Here is an 18,028-nt window from a genome sequence, read left to right as displayed (position 1 = left end):
CTACATGGATTGCAATTTGGCGAGGATGCCCTGCACACCCGCCATATCGGCAGCGCCTGGCATGCCGGGGGAAGCAGCGCCAGACTTGCTTCCCTTCAGCGCCGCACAAAGTGTCCGGCGATTGGAACGAGGAATGCCAAGGCGCGCCAGCAGAACATCGAGCTGTTTTTGCGCCGCATTGGCAGAAAGAGATTGGGCCGCGATCTCCGCCTTGCTGTCCACTTCATCGGAGGATAGCAGGGTATCGGCAAACCCTTGTTGAACCGCCTTTTCGCCGCTGATCCATGTTTCCTTGTCCAACATCGCGTGAAGATCAGCGGCTTTGATACCAGTACGGGCCGCATAGATGCTGACGGCCGACTTGTCGAAAGCCTCCAGCCACTCGGCCACATCCGCAAAGGCATGACGATCCCCGCAGGCACAAACCCAGGTGTTATGGATCATCAGGAATGCAGCACGGCCCACCTGTATCTCATCTGCGGCCATGGCAATGATGGATGCAGCACTGGCCGCCAGCCCCAAAACCTTCACCGTCACTTTGGCCTTGTGCTCGCGCAAAAGATTGTAAATCGCCAGACCTTCAAAGAAATCACCGCCCGGTGAGTTGATGGTCACCACCACATCATTGTCGCCCAACCCTTCAAGGCGACGGGCGACGCCCTTGGCTGTCACCGCTTCACTGAGCCAATTGTCACCGATGGGATCGAGGATCGAAATAACGTTGCCGTCTGTCTCCTCGCTGGATGCCTGCAAATCCGGGTTCCAACGCTGTAGAACCGCATCGCTTATGGCGCTTTGCAGCCCCTGCCGGCTGGTCAACCGGGCTTTGGGTAGCTCGCGGATGCTCATGTGTCCTCCTTGCCCAACATGCCCACCAGTCCCATGGAGGTCTGCACAACCAGCTCATCATTCTTGCCGCCACGCCGTGGCAGATTCAGCTTGTCGCGCCCCTCATCGCCGGACATGAAACCGCCCATCCGCATTTTCAAAAGGAAGTCGCCCATGGCCTTGCTGTCCATCCTCAGCATGGCTTCGCGGGTGAACTCGGCATAATGCGTCCTGCGCTTTTCAACCGGAACCAGATCTTTCAAAATTCGCGCTTCAATACGGGTCAGCAGCGGGTTGATACCCAGCGACAACCAGGAGAGCATGATGTGCTCAACCCCGGTGCCCCACATGGTTTGCCCCTGCCCGGCGTGGCCAATCACGATCGGCGGTGTTCCAAACCAGCGGCACACGTCCTCAACGTTGAAGCGCCGCGTTTCCAAAAGCTGGGCATCTTCCGGGTTCATCTGCAGCTGATGGAATTTCAGACCTGCCTCCAGAACCAGCATCTTGCCGGCCCGGCTGGAGCCCGCATAGCGCGTCAGCAAATCTTGCAAGCTTGCCCGCTGGTCTGCGTTCAATGTCTGCTCGGAGCTCAATACCCCGCTTGCCATCATCGCATTCGAGAACACACGGCTAGCTGTTTCATCCGCAGCCAATGCCGCCCCGATTGAACCTGCCCCATACCGAATGGCCGAGAGCCCGATACCATCACCTGGGCCGAAGCCCCGAAGATGAAAAACCTTGCCAGCCGGCAGTGTCTCAAGCTTGCCCCGATCCCGCACTGCATACTCAAACGATCCGTCTGCTGTACGTTTAGGCTCAACATCAAGAAGCGGTTTTAGGCCAACAAGCCGGTTGCCAATCATCAACCGCTCGGCATAGGCGTTACCCCTCAACACCATGTGTGCGGTCATGCCTTCCCAAAACTCCACACCAGTCTGTTCCGGGTTCGGGCTTGTGGTCAGAATGTCCGACAGGTCATCCTCGATCTCTTCGCGCTTGGCCGCTGCTTTGCGGTAAAGTTTCAAGGGAAGCGAAGACACGACCTGTGCCGTCTTTCGCACGCAGTCAAACGCGGCAGAAACCTCCAAAGACGTTGTCGCGTTGACTGTTTTGCCGCTCGGTGTCTTGTGGCTGGGACTGGTAAAGCCTGAAGCCGAATTGAGCCCCACCCAACCGATGCCATCGCCCCGCAGCTCATTGCGCACCCCGCGCAGCGCCGCTCTCAAAAATCGCATCATATGACCATCACCGGATTTGCGAGGAAATCGTTGATGTTGTTGCTACTGGCAACCGGGTGCCTGCTCATCAGATCAAAGGCATTGAACGCCGCCACGACCGGATCAATTTTCATCGAACCTGAGGCCTGCTTCGTGACGTAGTCCGCATTGCCACGTTTTTCGGTTTTGGCATTGGACACACACCACGCCATCATCCGTGACCCGCCATGAACGAGCGACCCATCTGCCAGCTTGCGCGCCATGCCTTTGGTCACCCCGGATAGCCGATAGCCTTGCGGAACACCGACAAGTTGCCCCTCTGTAAATCCGCGCTGGTTGAGTTCATCAATGATTGCTGCCACACCAACCGGATCCAGTCCGATGGCGTTTTGCTCCGGAAACAATCCGCTATCGAGCACCTGCTCCAAAATATCCGCGACAATCAAGATATCGTCCTGCACCTGACTGCAGATGAAGAAGTCACCATCACCTTCAAAGCCACGCAGGATTTCCGAAATCTGCTTGCGGCGATCGAGTGCAATCTCGTGGCAACAGGCCATGGACCATAGCAACCAGATGTTTGTCACCTTCTCGCGTCCAATCAGGCAAAGCCCCAGCAAGTCATCCAGCCCGCCGCCATCGATGCCGGCAACCACGACCTCGCTGCGCTCAAGAAACACGTCCAGATCACGGATCACCTCGAGAGTTGCGCTTTCCCAATGATCCGCACCGGCCCACCGATCGCGATGCATGTTCATCCCGATCGGCACATTCAGGTGCTTTGCCAGGAAGGACTGTTTGTCACCGTCACCACTATCAAGCGCTTCTCGCAGCTTGGAAGTCAGCCACTCAAGGCGAACCGAGCGCCCCAGATTCGGGTTGGTGATGTAGAAATGCTCCGGCTTCAGATAGTCGCGGGACTTGATCATCTTCTGCGGGAACTCATAAAGAACCCCGAGCTTTTGCGGGTCTTCAATCTTGCCGTCCCGCACATCACGGAAGTACTCAAGCTTGGACTTGAAAACCCCGGTTGCAGGCTCATCGGAATGGGTTGTCAGATAAACCACAAACCCTTCCGGCTTGGAAACAAGGCCTCCCGTTGCCTCCTGAAGCATGGCGGCCGCCTTGGGCTTTTTGCCAAACAACCAAAGCTCATCAACCAGTACGAAGCCCGCCTTCTTGCCTGATAGCGTATCGCTATCAGCTGCAACAATCTTCAGCTGCGCGCCGGTTGTCTCGTGCTTGATCGTTCGCTTGTGGTCATGAACGGTGAGGATGCCCTTCAACTCCTCATCGTAGTTGACCATCGCAGCCGCCGGCTCAAACGAGTTGTTGGCAACTTCGATCGTCGGTGCCAGCAAGAGCAGCTCATTCAGGTGGCGCCAATTCCGGATCAGTGCCGTGATCATGATCCCCGCCGCGATGGTCGATTTCGCGTTCTTCTTCGAGATCAGGAGCATGAACTCGGTGATGAGCCGCTTGCCTGTCGCGGCATCATAGGCACCGAATATGGCAGCTACGAAATCAAACACCCACTGATCGCAGCACTCGCCAAATGTTGGCATGCCCGGCACATCAACTACTTTTAGCGACTTGAACACATCAAGCGCCGCCTGCGCCTCATCCGGGAATAGCGGTTCCAGCGGGATCAGGGTCTCGCCGGCAACAATCCGCCGTTCCCAGTCTGGGCAGGCCGTTGTCCAATGCACTGTCAAATGCGCGATCCCGATCAGTTCAACAAGGGAGCCTCAGGCGGTGCATACTTGCCATCGTAGGAATGCGCTTGCTGTTTGCGCGCCTCCTTCTTTCCCAGTTTTTGAGCCGAGGCGATGGCAACGCTGGGTCCGCGATGCGCCAGCGCTGCCGCCTTGGCCTGCTGGTCTGCGCGCTCGAGCCGCGTCATGTACTTCTCGATGGCGGAAACATTGCCCGCCTCTACCTGTTCCATCAGCTTGGAAAGGCACTTGGCCTGGACACGTGCCTTGGCCTCCTCCTTGAACTTCAGCTCTCGAAAATAATTCTTGCGTAAAGTCGGTGGTGTGATGCTCAGCGCTGCAGCGATTTTTTCAAGCGTCCAGCCGAACGCCAATAACTGTATGACAAGTTTACGTTTTTCGTCGGTCACGCGATGGGGTGGTCTGCCGCGCTTGCCAAAGCCTTCCGGGATCGGGTCCCCAAGCAGGTCAAATTCGAAGTCAGCCAAAAAAAATCTCCCGATTAGGCTGGGGTCCGGTCTCGCTCTCCAGCCCTGCAGACTTTTACCCCACCCCCCTCATTCGGAGGACTGGGCAATCCGCTGCTTCCGAGCCAGCCCGGTTTTCCGGTTGTGACAGTAGATGCAAAGGCACTGGACGTTGACCGGATCCAGATCCGCCCCGCCATCCTTGCGCTCGATCTTGTGATCCGCGATCAGCTTGTCGCGCCGCTTGGAGAAATCCCCGCCGCACCCTTCGCAGACAAAGCCCCTCAGCTCTTTCACATCGGCAGCAAGGGCTCGCCATTCCGGTGTGCGGTAGAACGGATCCACCAGCTTTGCGGGCGCACGCAGCGCAGGCTTGGTTCGCCGCAACTGGCTTGCCATCATCTTCAGCGCCATGACGCCCCCTTCTACCCTTTAAGAAAAACGGCCCGTGAGTTGCCTCACGAGCCAGTAACCCTTCCCCAGTGAAATCGAACGCACCGCTTTCCCCATAGAACCCCATCGCGCCAACTCCGCGAACTCGCGTCTTGTGTTGGCTGGGTCCGCCGCTGCGGTCACTCCCGCGCTCTGCGGGGTCCATCAGGGTCCAACGGATCGTCCTGCCCATATCATGCTGCCCCGCGTCGCAGCTTGGAAGCCCCCACAGTGACGGGAGCATTGATTCCAAGCATGGAAATCAGGCCCTTGACACGCTGGCCATCGCGCTCCACCGCCGTCACGGTAATCTCTTTTTCCTCGCCGTGTGAAAGGCTTACCAACATCACCTCACCAACATTAATCGCTTCGGGAATACGCCCGCTATTTCTGTTTCGAGCAGCAACTAACAACTCCCGAATGCGCCGAATATCGCGTAAAGGCACCTGCATTGCCCGGCCATCCTCGCTCATCGAAAGCACGCGGATCACGCTCTCACACTCCAACGCCGTGGAGATCTGCTTGCCCTTTCGCCACTCAACACCGGCCAGCACATACCGCGGCAACAACGGCTTTTCGATCACCCGCATCACACGTTTGCGCCGCCAGTAGCGCCGCTCGCTCACCAGCGGGCACCAGCCCACCAGCCCGGCCCGGCTCAGTTCAGCCGCAGCCCTCCGCTCCGCCTGCGGCTTCACCAGGCAAACAACCCAGATCAGCCCCGCACGCTCCAACGGTTGGTGTGTGTGATAGGTGCTCATTCCGCAGCCTCCTGTCCGCTGAAGGTCTCCCGATACGCCGCCTCGAAACTGGCCAGCGCGGCTCGCACTGCCGCCAGTTCATCGCCCGGTTCGTCCATGGGCCGTGCGGGCATGTAAACCCACTCCGGCAGGTCACGCTCGGCTCCAAACCACGGCCAGTTGTGCTCCTCGTGCAGCAACCGCCACGCCTGCCAAACCTCACCGCCCACCTTCACGGGCTCGAACATGTCCGCCAGTGGCGCCAGCGCCCCGTCCACCGTGATGGACGCCCGGCTGCGCACCGCCCGCTCCTGCATGGTGTTCACACGCGGCCAGCCATACCGCGCCACCCGCTGGGCCCGCTCCCGCTCCGCATCCGGGCCACCCCGCTCAAGGATCGCCGCGATAAACCCGCTTGGCTTGGGAAACACGCCATAGGGCTCGCGCATCAGGTCGGCAAACCGGGCAGCGCCCCACGCCTTGCCAAACGGCCGGGCAACCTCCCCAGCCGTTGCCAGCCCCGCCTTGGCGTTCACCTTCAGCCACCGCTTTTCCGAGAGATAAACCGCGAATGAGCAAAACTTCTTGCGCCCTTCCGCCTTGCACTGCTCGATGTAAGCCCCCGCCAAGTCGCAAGCGGCCTGCCGGTCTTCCGCGCTGAGATCGAACCACGCCTTTTCCGCAGCAGCATCGCTATCGCTGGTGAAGGTGGGCCATTGCGCATGCACGCGCTTGAGCCGCCGCTTCCAGGTTTCCGGTGTCACGGTTGCCGTATCGGCTTCCTGAACCTGTTCCGGATTTTCTCGCGCGCGCTCTCTCTCAATCTGGACTGGTATTGGAATGTTATCTGGACTGTTCTTATCTTGGTGCACCTCGGTAACCACCTTAGGTGCATCACGGTAACCACCTTCGTGAACCTCCTTCACCACCTTTTTTGAGGGAGGTGGTGACTCTCCTTCACCACCTTCAGCCTCTTTTCCGCGCGCATTTTTACCGCGAGGTGGTGAACCTCCTTCACCACCTCTTTCATCATTTATCACCCCACAACTAGCTACCAGATCCCGATCCGGCCACCTTGGTGTATACTCGTTCCGCTTCCATTTCTGGCCGCGAAATCCATGTGAGGATACCTCAATCCAGCCAGCTTCTCTGGCCTGTCTCAGATGGTCGATAACGGCCCTCTTGCTCAGGCTGGTGTATTCGGCCAAGGTCTCCACAGAGGGGTAACAGCTCTCCCCGAATGAGTTCATGAACGCACTCAGAGTTTGCAAAACGTGCTTGGTCATCGCCGGTAGGTTTGATTTGTAAATCGCCTGACGCCAACTCCAGGCTTGGGATTGCTCGCTCATTCCCGCCCCCTCTCTGACGTGCCAAGCACCCTTTGGAGTTCCTCGCCAAAGCGATAGAAAGTCGGCAACGTTGTGCCATCAATCTCGCTTCGCTGCGGCTCCCTGACGATGAGCCCCTGCTCCTCCAAAGCCAGCAAATGAACATTCAAGGTTGACCGGGCAATCTCCACATCATCGCAAAGCTCGGCTTGGCTAATCTCAGCGCCAAAGCTCCCTTGCCGGTGCTCAATCAATGCAAGCAGGATCAGTCGTTCTGGAGCCGTCAAACCCCGACGCCTGAAAACGAATTGTTGGATTGCTGGTGTCATAACCCACCCCCATCCTCAGCCCCAAAGCCCGAGAGGTAATCCACCCTCATTGCAGACCCTCCTCCAAAAAGCCGAAGACGCAGTCACACCCGCCAGCATATTCGCCACTGCGATAAGGAGGGCGAGGCACCCCACACGATAGGATCGGAACTAGCGTCCGCCGCCTTACCAGCGGGCTCACGGCCCGCAGCGCCACTTTTAATTGTCCTGCATTTACAACTCGCTGTTTACCCATAATCAGTCTCCTTAGAGCTCTGGATGGCCCCGGTTCGCCGGGTGTCATAAAAGCCCCTCGCCCACGCGTAGGCACGCGAGGGGAAGAAAATCAGGTATCGGAAGGTTGGATTGGGAGTGCAGCGAGCTCGCATAGTATGGCGCTAGCGCGTTCATTATGGCGCTCAGCCCGTTTCACCAGCACTGACAACGTGTCAAGCAACGTGTAAACGGCATCCACTTTTCGTTCTGATCGAATGCCGTCCTCGGCCAGTGAAGTCATCGCGAGGATCAATGCTGTACTTTCACCAAGAACAGCACTCAAATTTAGCAGTTGTAGATAAATTTCCTCGGGCACATTTCGCCCGTCATTCGCCTGCTCGCACATGGCAAATCTCCTGTGGTCATCTTTTGAGGCCTGACCACTCGAAACGCCAATTTCTGGTGGCCAGACGAACAGGATTGGCGTTACCGCACCACAGGAGGCGGCGAGCCCGAAGGCTCTCCTGAACGCCTGACCATAAGAAAAAACCACGCTCACGGGGAGTCGTGGCGCGGTGCAAGCGCCTGCGGTACGGAAAGGGACGCCAATCCCCGCACGCCTTTTTGTGACGCACTCACCAGTAGAAAACTGGTTACTGGCAAACATGCACTCGAAGGGGTGATTTGTCAAACTCATGCAGCCACCCTCCCCATGCCTTCAGGGGCGCGCAGCCCATGAAGCTCCGCGTGCTCGCGCACGAGGCACGCCACATGGCCAGCCCCGCGCCCGAACAGTTGCCCCAGTTCGCTCCACCCCAGGTTCGTGCGCTCCCATGCCCAGTAAAGCGCCTCCCGTCGCACGCCGTGCAGCGCCGGCTCACGCCGCCGTGCACGAATTTCCGCCAAGGTGCGTTCATGTTTGCGCGCAATTTCTTCAGCTATGGTCAGCGCCAATGCACGTTGTTTAAGGCTCTTGCGTTCCGCCTCAGTCAGCATCTCCATCAGCCGATGCACATCATCCTCAGCGGCCTGTTTTTGCCGCGCCGCCTGCGCCCGCTGCAACAAGGTGCGCACCGCCTCTGCGCCCCGCCCGGAAAAGTATTCTCCAATCTGCTTGCAGTTCAGGCCCAGTTCCTCATGGCACCGGGCCACAGCTTCACGGCGCGCCTGAAGCGATGGCCGTTTTCGGCATCGCCCACGCAAGCGCTCAACGGAAACGCCGGCTTCCGCAGCCTCCTGCTGGAGGATCTTCTCAACCCGCGCTTTCATGCTCGGCTTTTTGGGGCTGGCTTTGCGCCGCTTGCGCCTCGCCTCCTCCTCTTTCTGCCAGCGCCCCGTCCGGTTGATGTGTCGCGCTTCCGCCAGCAAAGACTCCGGTGCGCGCTCAGGCATCCGTAGCGCCATCATCAGCACGGCCGGGTCATACCGTGGAAACACGCCCGCCTCGCGATACCGCGCCGCCAACCGGATCACCGAGCTGGTCGGAAAGCCCGAACCTGGAAAAAACTTAGGTGCTTGCATCAGTTGCCCCTCCGCCTTGCAACGCGTGCCAGTAAAGGTCAAAAAGCGCCTCCTGCTCCTCGCGTTCCTGTGGTTTCTTCCGCCGCTCCTGTATGATTTTCTTCAGCGTCTTCACGCAAAAGCCATTGCACTTGGCCTCCGCGTAAACCGCCTTTTTATCGTCGTTGAATGATGTGATCTCTTCGTCCAGCCGCTCCACGCGCTCCACGAACGCCCGCAGTTGGTCCGCAGCAATGCCAGATACCTCGGTCATGCCACCCCCACTTTCAGATCTGGACACACGCTCTCGATAATCGCCTGCGCAATCACCGGACTGACGCTGTTCCCGCACCCCTTAATAAGGTCGGTCTTCGTCAGTGCTTTCCCTTCAAACTCCGCTGTCAACTCGTGCCCATCAGGAAACCCCTGCGCGCGATATAACTCTCTTGCACTCAACATCCGCATGCCAATGTCGGTGATCACGTAAGGCTCCCCGTGGATCTGCACAGTCACAAGGCCGAAGCGATCCTTAGTTGTGACAGTTCCAAGCGGTTCATCTACAGCCTGACCAATCGAAGTGCCGTAGTACTTGATCAGGAATGCCCGCACCTCAGTTGCGTGCAGGCCGCCTGCGGTGATGGAGGGCATCGGTGAATCAAGTGCCTGCCCTCGCCGATGCGTACCCTTCAAGTTCACAAGATGACTGGAGACAATCGCCTGTTGCGTACCACGCGCCGTCACTGTTGAGAGTGGCGCATCGCAACTTCGGCCAATCACCCCTGTGTTGTGTTGCGCCAAGAACGCAGCTACAAGCGTTGCTTTTCCCGCCCGGTCAGAAGTAACAGTTCGAAGAGATCGGCCAAGAGCGCTACCGAAGTCCCGCCGAATCCCGGCAGCAACCAATAGTCGCTCATCGCCCTTGGTAGTGGTTATGGTGCGCATGGGCTCATGAAGCGGCTCGCACCGGCCACCGTGGCTCATGTTCACAAGGAAAGGTTCTTTCGCATCCAAAACATACTTCACAATACCTTTCGCAATTCGGCGCAGCGTATTGTCTGAGAGAGGCCGTTTCACACCAACCATTCGCCCCTCTTCCCGGTTCAGAAAGATCGAATGGCAAGGCAGCGTCCAATCAATGATTTCTGCCGCTGTACGCCATGGTTTGAGCCCGCTTTCGGCAAAACCTTCAGCACGCGGATCGCCATGCGTTGGCTTTGGCCAACGGATCTTCTTCCCATCGCGCCGCGCGACCATGAACAAGCGCTTTCGGATAGTGGGCGCGCCATAGTCGCAGGCGCGAAGCTCTTTGAACTCAGGTTTGTAGCCGAGCTTTTTAAGGGCACCGAGCCATGGCTGGAAGTCTTCCCAGGACTGAAACTCAGGCACGTTTTCAAGCACGATTACTTCGGGCCGACAGGCGCCGAGCTTCTGACAAAAACGAACGATGCTCCACGCCAGCATGCGGACACTTTTTGATGTCGGCTTGCCGCCCCGCGCCCGTGAAAAGTGCCTACAATCCGGCGATGCCCAAAGTAGCCCCACTTTTCGACCCAGAGTGTGAGCCTGCAGATCAACGTCAAATACATCCTGTTTCAAGTGAATAGTGTTCGGGTGATTAGCCGCATGCATGGCAAGCGCCTTACCACAATGGTTGATGGCCAAGTCTGGCGCGCGCCCAAGAGCCAGCTCAATCCCTGTCGAAGCCCCACCGCCCCCAGCAAAGCTATCGATGATCAGCTGGTGATCCCGACCCACAGAACCAACGTCACCAAACCCCGGAAGAAACTCTGCTCGCATTAATTGCCCATCCCCAAAATGCCGCTGGTATCACCAGCGGGGGTAATTCCCGCAAACTTGGCACTGCACGCCCAACTACGACTGCGCCTGTAAGCATTTAGTTTCAGGGAGTTGCGGGGCGTAACCTTGATGGCATGGCCCTTTTTCGAAAATGCCGGGAAGGCACGCTTAATCGCGCTCCCGCAAGCACTCGAAGGAGTAATTACATGCCAAGTTTCACGTTTGATCTTAAGCCACAAAACGAACGCCAACAGCGGGTCCACGTTGTGTATGGGCCCGGCACATTTTCCATGATCTGTAGCTGTGGCAGCCGAACCGTGTGCAGGCACATGGTGTCCCTGCTGGCCGCAGAAACCGAGCAACTGACCAGCAACAACGCCCAAGAACTGGAAAAGGTTGTTGCCCAATTCAAAGCAGAGGTGGTGCCCGTCTACCAACAGCAGGTAAAAGACGAAGAAATAGCCTAACCTAGGCTCTGGGGCGTGCAACAGGCCGAGCCTGTAACCCCGGCCTGCTAACAAACTGCGGGCGCAGTCACCTTCCCCCCCATGAACTATCCCCCTTGCTTGCAGGGAAGCCGAATCTACCGGTGATTGGTAGCGTGGATCACACACACCGCGCCACGGGGGGCTACTATGCGTCTGAATATATTGTTGTTTTGCGTTCTGGTAATATCCAAATGCATGGTCGTGATTGTGAGCGGCAGCAAGTTCCCGGATGAGGCAAACAACGCCCCCACCGCGTTTGTCATCCTTGTACACTTCGCAATCATGGCGGGTGTAATCTTGTTCGATATGATCACGAACCCGAAACACGCTCCACGAGATAAAGGAGACATAGACTACCGCGACTGGTGCATCGAGCACGGCAGGCGCCCGGACGGAACGAAAATCGGCAGCGAGGCCCTCAGGCCCGCACGGCCGCCTAGGAACTCTGTTTGCGGTGATGAAGTGAGGGAATGGGCCAATGATCGACACCAGCCCTCGCACTAATGATACCCGATGGGAAAGCGTTGCGATCTTGCTCAAAAAGATCAGGGAGCTTGTCGTATGAGCCCCACTACCTTTTTCATTTTCCTCGCCATTGTGTTCCTCATTTGGTTTTTTGCCAAAAGGCGCCATCTGCGCAAGCGCCGCGAACAGCAGCATCAGGAAGAGCAACTTGAACACTACAGAAATCAGTATCTTAAACGCAGAGATAGAAATAGAGGCATAAGCTCGCTCGTAGGCCAAGAGCTCACAATCGGCTACCACAACAGGTATGGAATAGAGAGCGAACTCACCATTCAGGTTAAGACCATTTGGTACCCAGACCCCGAAATCGGCGAGCACTTTTTCTATATCGATGCCTACTGCTGGGAAGTAGATGAGGTCCGTACATTTCGCTCGGATCGCATCGATTGGTTGAGTAATGGACAAGCTGGAATGTTCGTTGAAGGTTATGAGGTTCGACACTGGCTTGCTAGAGCACTCTGAAGGCTTTGTGGGGATTATGCAGCCGCAACAAGCACTAGACATGAGCATCGCCCACTGGCTCGCCGTCGAAAACCTGCCGAGCTTTGAGAGGTGGAAGAACGGTGTCTTTTTCCGCTGCGAGCCGAAAAGCAGCGCTGTAAACTGCGGAGGCTGTTCCCATCCGCAAGTCTCGTTGTTCGTTGCTAATAAACTTGCTGATTGCGTTAGGACCAATACCGGCGGCGGTACTCCAATAGTGCGGGCTAATTTGGAGAGCCGCCATGGTTTGAATAACCCATTCCCGAAACTCAGCAGGATTCGGAATTCTGGTTCCATCTTCCATAGCAAACCCCCTTATAGCTACATTCACACTATAGGGTTATATAACATCTTTTTATTTTGATGAAATCACTTTTTGGCATGTTCACATTTTCACCGTTAAGGGTGAAAATGTCCCAACTCTTAACCCCAAGGGATACCTAACGTGAAAAAAAGTACTGTTAAGCCCAATGAAGAGGATCTTTGGGATCGGCGCCGGCGAAATCTGGCAGCAATTATTGCCTACAAACGAATGACACCTAAGGAAGTTTCGGAAAAAGCAGGTTACAGCATCAACACAGTGTCTAAGTTCCTGCGAGCAGACACTAAATCATTACGCTGGTCGACCCTCGAAGCGATTTGTAGCGTGATCGGACTGCCGTCAGCGCAAATATTGGACAGTGATAACCCACTATCAACCGCTAAAGCCGAACTTTATGAACTCATAAACGGAATGTCCGAAGATGAAGCGCGCTCTTTGCTGGATAAATTGAAATAGCTTGCTTTTTGATTTTGTTTTATTTGCTTCAACAATTCACCAGCCTGAACATCGGACATCCGGCTAATAATAATCGATAATTCCACCTTTGCACTTTTTTGCTTAGAATCCATAGCAACCTCACGTAAAGTATGCAGGTTAAACTTACACAACCATCGTCAGGTGTAAATACAAATTTGGTGAATGTAACCTTAAAGGGTTAGGACTTCATGCAGTTTCCTTTTTGACGCATGCAGAGGCACCCGCGCACCTACTGTTTGTTCCACTCTACAACACGTTTTCTATGTGGTTGCGGAGATATTACTTTTTATAGTATTTTCACCCGAAAGGGTTAAATGGACAATGCTATGGACGAGAACTTTAAGCTTATAGCCTATCAGGGCTACGCGATTGGAAAAGGTCGATTCACGATGGGAGATGTCGACCTGGAAACCACTTACAGCGCCGAGTGGCAACGCCAGTATTTTGCGATGAACGGCCTAAAATATGATCCGGTTGTAATATTCGGCTTGAACAACACCGGCCTGATCGAGTGGCAAATCACAAATCCGAATAATAGCTTTTTGTCGGCAGCCTACGCTAGAGACATCAAGGCTGGCATTGCCTTTTCATCCTGCATTGGCGGAAATAGATTGATCGCAGGTGTGGCAAGAACCAAACCCTTCAGCCAAGCCGAGAAACAAAAGGTCCATCAACTGCTCACTGGTTATCATCTTGAAGAGCTATGTAACCGGACGCTGGCTTTGCAACCGTTACAGAAGGAGCTAATTCAACTCGCGAGTTCAGGCCACAAGGCAAAAGAGATTGCTCATCATTTTCGGGTTAGTGAAGACGCTATCAAGCAGCGCAAAAAGGCAATCCAACGACACATTGGCGTCGACAATTTTGCAACTGTAGTCGCCCTTGCAGCGCGCGCCGGCTTTGGGCTGGAGCAAAAAGTTCACCAAATAAACTAGCAGCCGAAAGCATTCAGATCCGCGATCGTAGCCTCCTAACTCAACTAGGAGGGATCTATGCAATCTGTCACTATGTCTTTCGAGACCATCCACGAATATGGGGATTTATGGCTTCAGCACCTTCAGATACGGAAGGCGCTATTTGTCGATGAGCTTAAGTGGAAAGTTCCGCACAATACTCTCATCGAATGGGATCAATATGACACTGGAAACACGGAATACGTAATCACTCACCGGGACGGTGTTGTCCTTGCAGCAAGCCGCATGAATCCATGCTCATTTGACATGGGCGGCCAGTCCTACATGATAAGGGATGCGGCTCTAAAGCGCTTGAACGGGCTTCCAGACCCTCAAATTCCCTTTCTTCCAACTGACGAAAAATGCTGGGAAGCTACACGCTTTACGGCCTGCCCTACTCTTGATCCAGAAACAAAAAACGAGGCGCTATCCGCCAACGCCAGAGCTCTTGCCAAAAGAGCAATAGGTGTCGGAGCAGAACGGCTTATCGCCCTTATGCATCCAGGCTTCGCGCGCTGGCTGACGAGGATCGCACTGCCAACAGAGAAAATCGGCCCTGTGGTTTTGGATGCAGAGGGTAACAAGGTCTGCGTCCTTCAAATGCAACTTCAGAAAATATGACCAGTCACTCTTTATTGTTTGACATTAACCCTTTAGGGTGATGTAAATAATTTGTAGGTTAAACCCGTCCACCACTCCTCCCATAGTGACGGGTAATACGGACGGTCAGGATAACCCTGACCGTCCTTCTCACAGGAGTGATAGCATGCCAAGAAACATGAGTTTTGCTCTTACAAAACAGCAAATCATAAACCGCAAAAAGACAGTCACTCGGCGCTTTGGCTGGGCTTTTCTGAAGCCAGGTACAGTTCTCAACGCTGTCGAAAAAGGCATGGGTCTAAAACCGGGCGAAAAAGTCAAACGACTTTGTCAAATCCGGGTCGTTTCTGTGCAAACAGAGCGCCTTAAAGACATCAGTCAAGAAGATTGCGCGCGCGAAGGGTTTCCGGAGTATTCCCCTGAAGACTTCGTGCGCATGTTCGCAGATCATCACAAACGCCCACCTGAATCTAAAGTTAATCGCATCGAGTTCGAGTACCTCGAAGACTGTCCATACTACCGCTAACAAAGGCTGCCGTGATCACTGTGCACCTCCCCACCACACAATAAGGAGGATCTAATGCTCGGCAGATACCCCGGAATCCGAAATGCCGTATTTCTGCTGAGTGAAGCAGCAAAACTGGCATTCTTGATGCTGTTAGCCGGTGCTGGCCTATGGTTCACACCGGCTTTGGATGCAGCCTTGATCGCAGCAAGAAACGGCCCCTTGTGAAGTATCGGAAAGATGCAGAATGGCTGGTTCAGGGCAGAATGGAATGTCAGCCAACAGGTACGCTGGCAGGAGCAACATGATCTGCCAAAATGAAAGCCTCAGGCGAATATTAGAGGGTTGCATGTCACAACCAATGCCTAAAGTTCTACAAGCTGGAAAAACACCGGATGAATGGGTAACAGTTTTCAGTGAACGCGGAATCCCGATCTCTGAACGCAAACTCCGAGAGCGCGCTCGCCAACTGGGCGCCTTTTGCACTCTCGGCAATGCGATGCTGCTCTTGCCGGAACATATAGATCGTATTTTCGAGGAAAAGCCATGCCTCTCACAATCTATCGAAAAGGCCTCAAATGGTGGATCCGTGGACGCGCTGATGGCATCGACGGCTACATTGACAGAAGCCTCAGAACATCTGATGAAGCGGTCGCAACAGCGAAGCTCGCAGAGATCGAAAGGCAAGCGCGGCAACGTGCGATCCTTGGACCAGATGCGCCATCAGAAAAAGATGAGCTGACCTTCGCTGCAGCCGTCATTCTGTACCCGGCCAAACCGGCGGAGGCAGGCTACCTTCAGAAGATCCTGCCCCACCTGGCGGCAAAGAAGGTCCGGGACATAACGCCCAACGAAGTTCGAAATCTGGGCAGGCAGATCTACCCCAAAGCGGCAACGGATACCTGGAGAAGGCAGGTCGTTGTTCCCATTAGCGCTGTCATAAACAATGCGCACCAAATAAAGGGAACGCCACCCATCAAGGTCAAAGCCTACACGCCCGCAGAGCGTCAGGCTCAAGATGCGGCAAGAGGCAAGCAAAGCCGCGCCGAGAAGACCCCCGGCTCATGGGAATGGCTCGATAAGTTCCGCGAACATGCAAACCCCTATATGAGCGCGCTGGCGCTATTCATGTTCACCACCGGAGCCCGAGTTACGCAAGCCATTGAGCTGGTACCAGATGACCTTGATCTCCAAAACCACCGTGTCTGGATGCCACCATCCAAAGGCCACCCGGCACAATGGGTGAGCATCACAACAGATATGGTGGTTACCCTTGCAAACCTCCCTCCCCGGAATGGAAAAGTCTTCGGGTACGCAAGCCGGCACAGCATATACGGCCCGTGGCAACACGCATGTAAACAAGCAGGCATTGAGTACATCGGTCCGCATGCCGCTGGCCGCCACGGCTTCGGCACAGAGACCGTTGTCAGGCGCGGCGTGAACCCGGTAGACGTTGCCAAACACGGCCGCTGGTCAAGCCCGCGCGTGCTCCTGGATACCTATGCGCACTCACGGCAAGGTTCTCAAAATGTACTGGATGCGTTCTCTCGGGAAGAAAAGCGGAAATCTGCAAAACCCAAACAGTCACGATTCAACAAGTGACATAACTCACTGATATTACGTGAGAATATAAAAAAAGCACTCGCCCTTAGCAGGGGAGCGCCTTCGACCACTCGGCCACGTGTCCTTGACCGCGTAGATACCCACCTAAGCGCCGGATTTCAAGGCGAATATTTGCAATCATTGTGGAAACGCCAATTAGCCTGTGAAGAAGCGATGACAGACGATGGCGAATGAGGAATCTCAACACGTCAAACTGGTCTGAACTCGGCGCTCTTAAAGTTGTTTCAGTGAGCAAAGCGCCCTACCCCCATAAATACCAATAGGATGGGCTCGAACCTGGTCCCCGCCGCAACACAGAAAACAGTGCCATAACCATCTCGAGCTTCCAATGGAGAGAACCCTGTTTCCACTTGGCAAGCCCCTCCATGAAGCAGCGGTTTAGGCTAAAATAATCCGACGCAATCGCCATCAGATCTTGTGCCAGTTCGGTTAGGCCTGCCCGCCAGCTTGGCTGTTAGGCTGCAAGATAAAACGACGAATGACTTTGCAATGTTCGCTTTCCACGTTGGACTCTGGCACGTCGAAAGGACAACAACACGAACCAAACAGCTACCAGCCAAAACGCTCCCACACGGGCCGCACAAGCCCCCGCCAGCCTGTTTATGCCCGGCCATAAGGCTCTACGGCGCGCCCCCAAAGCCGCCCCACAAGCCTGATGGCTGGACTGCTTATGTAATGCGCATATCATGCATGTTTTGTTGGGTGTTTGTTTTTGTATTGGAATGCAAAAAGCCCCCGCGCATGACGCGTCGGGGGCTTTTGTTATTGTTTGTTCTGCTTGATGCTGGAGACTTTAATTGTTGCTAGCATGCCCAGCAACACATCATAAACGCCCCTGCCTCACTGTCGGTTAGCAACCAGAACTGCTGCCTAAAGTCTCAATCACTTTTCAATGAAAAGATGCCGAAGCGGTTACCATCAGGATCTTGCAGCGCAAACCCCTTCGGTGCCCAGTCGTACTCTGGATCCCTGAGGTCTGGCACAGTGATGCCCTTCGCCCGCAAAGACGCGTGGAACCCTTCAAGGTCATCAACTTCCAGATCCGCAAAGCTGTGAACGACACCGGTTGCAACGTTCTGGAACGCGAGCCTGTCTTCACACCCCGCTGCAACCAGTAGGAACCGGAGCCCGAGATCATTTTTTGAAGAAAGCTGGCAATGGAGATCATCAGACCAAGTGGGCGTCAGGTCAAAAACGGAGGCGTACCAGTTGCGGGACCGGTCAAGATTGCTGACAGGGATTTCGAGTGTGTCTAGCCGAAGTCTAAAGGGCGCTTGCATAGTCATTTGCAGATCGTGGAAATAGAAAAGAGTGCTTTAAAATCGATGGAAGTCGAGTTGCAACGCTTGCACATCGTGGTTTCGTGTTCAAGCTGATTGTCTTTGTTTTTGTTTTGGAATGCAAAAAGCCCCCGCGCATGATGCGTCGGGGGCTTTTGGATTGCTTGTTCTGTTTGATGCTGGAGAGTGTTTTTTTGATTGTTGTTATCATGCCCGGCGGCGCC

General features: G+C 55.1%; 22 protein-coding genes. 6 read left to right on the top strand and 16 right to left on the bottom strand.

Features of this window, described 5'->3' with window-relative positions:
- From Q3Y58_RS18920 to Q3Y58_RS18855, 14 genes are all read right to left on the bottom strand, one after another.
- Positions 1 to 849 carry a head maturation protease, ClpP-related gene (locus Q3Y58_RS18920; RefSeq protein WP_319623352.1) on the bottom strand — a complete coding sequence of 283 codons (849 nt, stop codon included), beginning with the start codon at positions 847 to 849 and terminating at the stop codon, positions 1 to 3.
- Positions 846 to 2,069, bottom strand: a complete 1,224-nt coding sequence (locus Q3Y58_RS18915; RefSeq protein ID WP_319623351.1) for a phage portal protein — start codon at positions 2,067 to 2,069, stop codon at positions 846 to 848. Before Q3Y58_RS18915 ends, Q3Y58_RS18920 begins: the two co-directional genes overlap by 4 nt.
- Complete coding sequence (locus tag Q3Y58_RS18910) at positions 2,066 to 3,763, bottom strand: terminase large subunit (protein WP_461668049.1); 1,698 nt, start codon at positions 3,761 to 3,763, stop codon at positions 2,066 to 2,068. Before Q3Y58_RS18910 ends, Q3Y58_RS18915 begins: the two co-directional genes overlap by 4 nt.
- Positions 3,764 to 3,777: 14 nt before the next feature.
- Complete coding sequence (locus Q3Y58_RS18905) at positions 3,778 to 4,251, bottom strand: helix-turn-helix domain-containing protein (RefSeq protein WP_051269368.1); 474 nt, start codon at positions 4,249 to 4,251, stop codon at positions 3,778 to 3,780.
- Between the two features lie 69 nt (positions 4,252 to 4,320).
- Positions 4,321 to 4,644 carry an HNH endonuclease signature motif containing protein gene (locus Q3Y58_RS18900; protein WP_319623350.1) on the bottom strand — a complete coding sequence of 108 codons (324 nt, stop codon included), beginning with the start codon at positions 4,642 to 4,644 and terminating at the stop codon, positions 4,321 to 4,323.
- 212 nt (positions 4,645 to 4,856) lie between these two features.
- Positions 4,857 to 5,423 carry a transcription termination/antitermination NusG family protein gene (locus Q3Y58_RS18895; protein ID WP_319623349.1) on the bottom strand — a complete coding sequence of 189 codons (567 nt, stop codon included), beginning with the start codon at positions 5,421 to 5,423 and terminating at the stop codon, positions 4,857 to 4,859.
- The gene (locus tag Q3Y58_RS18890; RefSeq protein WP_319623348.1) at positions 5,420 to 6,751 is read right to left on the bottom strand and encodes a helix-turn-helix domain-containing protein; all 1,332 of its coding nucleotides are present in this window, start codon (positions 6,749 to 6,751) and stop codon (positions 5,420 to 5,422) included. The genes Q3Y58_RS18895 and Q3Y58_RS18890 overlap by 4 nt, the downstream gene beginning before the upstream one ends.
- Positions 6,748 to 7,059: a helix-turn-helix domain-containing protein gene (locus Q3Y58_RS18885; protein WP_319623347.1), complete on the bottom strand. Its 312-nt coding sequence runs from the start codon at positions 7,057 to 7,059 to the stop codon at positions 6,748 to 6,750. Before Q3Y58_RS18885 ends, Q3Y58_RS18890 begins: the two co-directional genes overlap by 4 nt.
- A 325-nt stretch (positions 7,060 to 7,384) precedes the next feature.
- Positions 7,385 to 7,951: a hypothetical protein gene (locus Q3Y58_RS18880; protein ID WP_319623346.1), complete on the bottom strand. Its 567-nt coding sequence runs from the start codon at positions 7,949 to 7,951 to the stop codon at positions 7,385 to 7,387.
- Positions 7,948 to 8,775, bottom strand: a complete 828-nt coding sequence (locus Q3Y58_RS18875; RefSeq protein WP_319623345.1) for a hypothetical protein — start codon at positions 8,773 to 8,775, stop codon at positions 7,948 to 7,950. The genes Q3Y58_RS18880 and Q3Y58_RS18875 overlap by 4 nt, the downstream gene beginning before the upstream one ends.
- A complete protein-coding gene (locus Q3Y58_RS18870) occupies positions 8,762 to 9,028 on the bottom strand; it encodes a DUF2312 domain-containing protein (protein WP_319623344.1) in 267 nt (88 codons plus the stop codon). The genes Q3Y58_RS18875 and Q3Y58_RS18870 overlap by 14 nt, the downstream gene beginning before the upstream one ends.
- Positions 9,025 to 10,551, bottom strand: coding sequence for a DNA cytosine methyltransferase (locus Q3Y58_RS18865; RefSeq protein ID WP_319623343.1), 1,527 nt, complete (start codon positions 10,549 to 10,551; stop codon positions 9,025 to 9,027). Before Q3Y58_RS18865 ends, Q3Y58_RS18870 begins: the two co-directional genes overlap by 4 nt.
- Positions 10,551 to 12,005 carry a hypothetical protein gene (locus tag Q3Y58_RS18860; protein WP_319623342.1) on the bottom strand — a complete coding sequence of 485 codons (1,455 nt, stop codon included), beginning with the start codon at positions 12,003 to 12,005 and terminating at the stop codon, positions 10,551 to 10,553. The genes Q3Y58_RS18865 and Q3Y58_RS18860 overlap by 1 nt, the downstream gene beginning before the upstream one ends.
- A 55-nt stretch (positions 12,006 to 12,060) precedes the next feature.
- A complete protein-coding gene (locus tag Q3Y58_RS18855; protein ID WP_028482259.1) occupies positions 12,061 to 12,348 on the bottom strand; it encodes a hypothetical protein in 288 nt (95 codons plus the stop codon).
- A 141-nt stretch (positions 12,349 to 12,489) separates the two neighbouring features.
- Here Q3Y58_RS18855 and Q3Y58_RS18850 point away from each other — a divergent pair, with 141 nt between their 5' ends.
- The 6 genes from Q3Y58_RS18850 to Q3Y58_RS18825 all read left to right on the top strand — a co-directional run bounded on the left by Q3Y58_RS18850 (position 12,490) and on the right by Q3Y58_RS18825 (position 16,503).
- Complete coding sequence (locus Q3Y58_RS18850) at positions 12,490 to 12,822, top strand: helix-turn-helix domain-containing protein (protein ID WP_028482260.1); 333 nt, start codon at positions 12,490 to 12,492, stop codon at positions 12,820 to 12,822.
- A 347-nt stretch (positions 12,823 to 13,169) separates the two neighbouring features.
- Positions 13,170 to 13,778 carry a helix-turn-helix transcriptional regulator gene (locus tag Q3Y58_RS18845; protein WP_319623341.1) on the top strand — a complete coding sequence of 203 codons (609 nt, stop codon included), beginning with the start codon at positions 13,170 to 13,172 and terminating at the stop codon, positions 13,776 to 13,778.
- Between the two features lie 72 nt (positions 13,779 to 13,850).
- Positions 13,851 to 14,417: an acyl-homoserine-lactone synthase gene (locus Q3Y58_RS18840; RefSeq protein WP_319623340.1), complete on the top strand. Its 567-nt coding sequence runs from the start codon at positions 13,851 to 13,853 to the stop codon at positions 14,415 to 14,417.
- 145 nt (positions 14,418 to 14,562) lie between these two features.
- Positions 14,563 to 14,922 (top strand): ASCH domain-containing protein, encoded by a 360-nt coding sequence (locus tag Q3Y58_RS18835; protein WP_319623339.1) that lies wholly within the window; start codon positions 14,563 to 14,565, stop codon positions 14,920 to 14,922.
- A gap of 54 nt (positions 14,923 to 14,976) precedes the next feature.
- A complete protein-coding gene (locus Q3Y58_RS18830; protein ID WP_319623338.1) occupies positions 14,977 to 15,129 on the top strand; it encodes a hypothetical protein in 153 nt (50 codons plus the stop codon).
- Positions 15,130 to 15,447: 318 nt separating this feature from the next.
- Positions 15,448 to 16,503 (top strand): tyrosine-type recombinase/integrase, encoded by a 1,056-nt coding sequence (locus tag Q3Y58_RS18825; protein WP_319623337.1) that lies wholly within the window; start codon positions 15,448 to 15,450, stop codon positions 16,501 to 16,503.
- 899 nt (positions 16,504 to 17,402) lie between these two features.
- Here the strand turns inward: Q3Y58_RS18825 and Q3Y58_RS18820 are convergent.
- Together Q3Y58_RS18820 and Q3Y58_RS18815 are read right to left on the bottom strand one after the other, a co-directional pair.
- The gene (locus Q3Y58_RS18820; protein ID WP_319623336.1) at positions 17,403 to 17,810 is read right to left on the bottom strand and encodes a VOC family protein; all 408 of its coding nucleotides are present in this window, start codon (positions 17,808 to 17,810) and stop codon (positions 17,403 to 17,405) included.
- Positions 17,807 to 18,028 (bottom strand): hypothetical protein (locus tag Q3Y58_RS18815; protein WP_319623335.1); only part of this gene is annotated, 222 nt, incomplete at its 5' end. The genes Q3Y58_RS18815 and Q3Y58_RS18820, both read right to left, overlap by 4 nt.

This window comes from Nesiotobacter zosterae, from assembly GCF_033843645.1.
In the GTDB taxonomy this organism is placed as follows: Bacteria; Pseudomonadota; Alphaproteobacteria; order Rhizobiales; family Stappiaceae; genus Pseudovibrio; species Pseudovibrio zosterae.
Note: the sequence above shows the minus strand (reverse complement) of the source record. Positions and strands in the feature narration are given on the sequence as shown.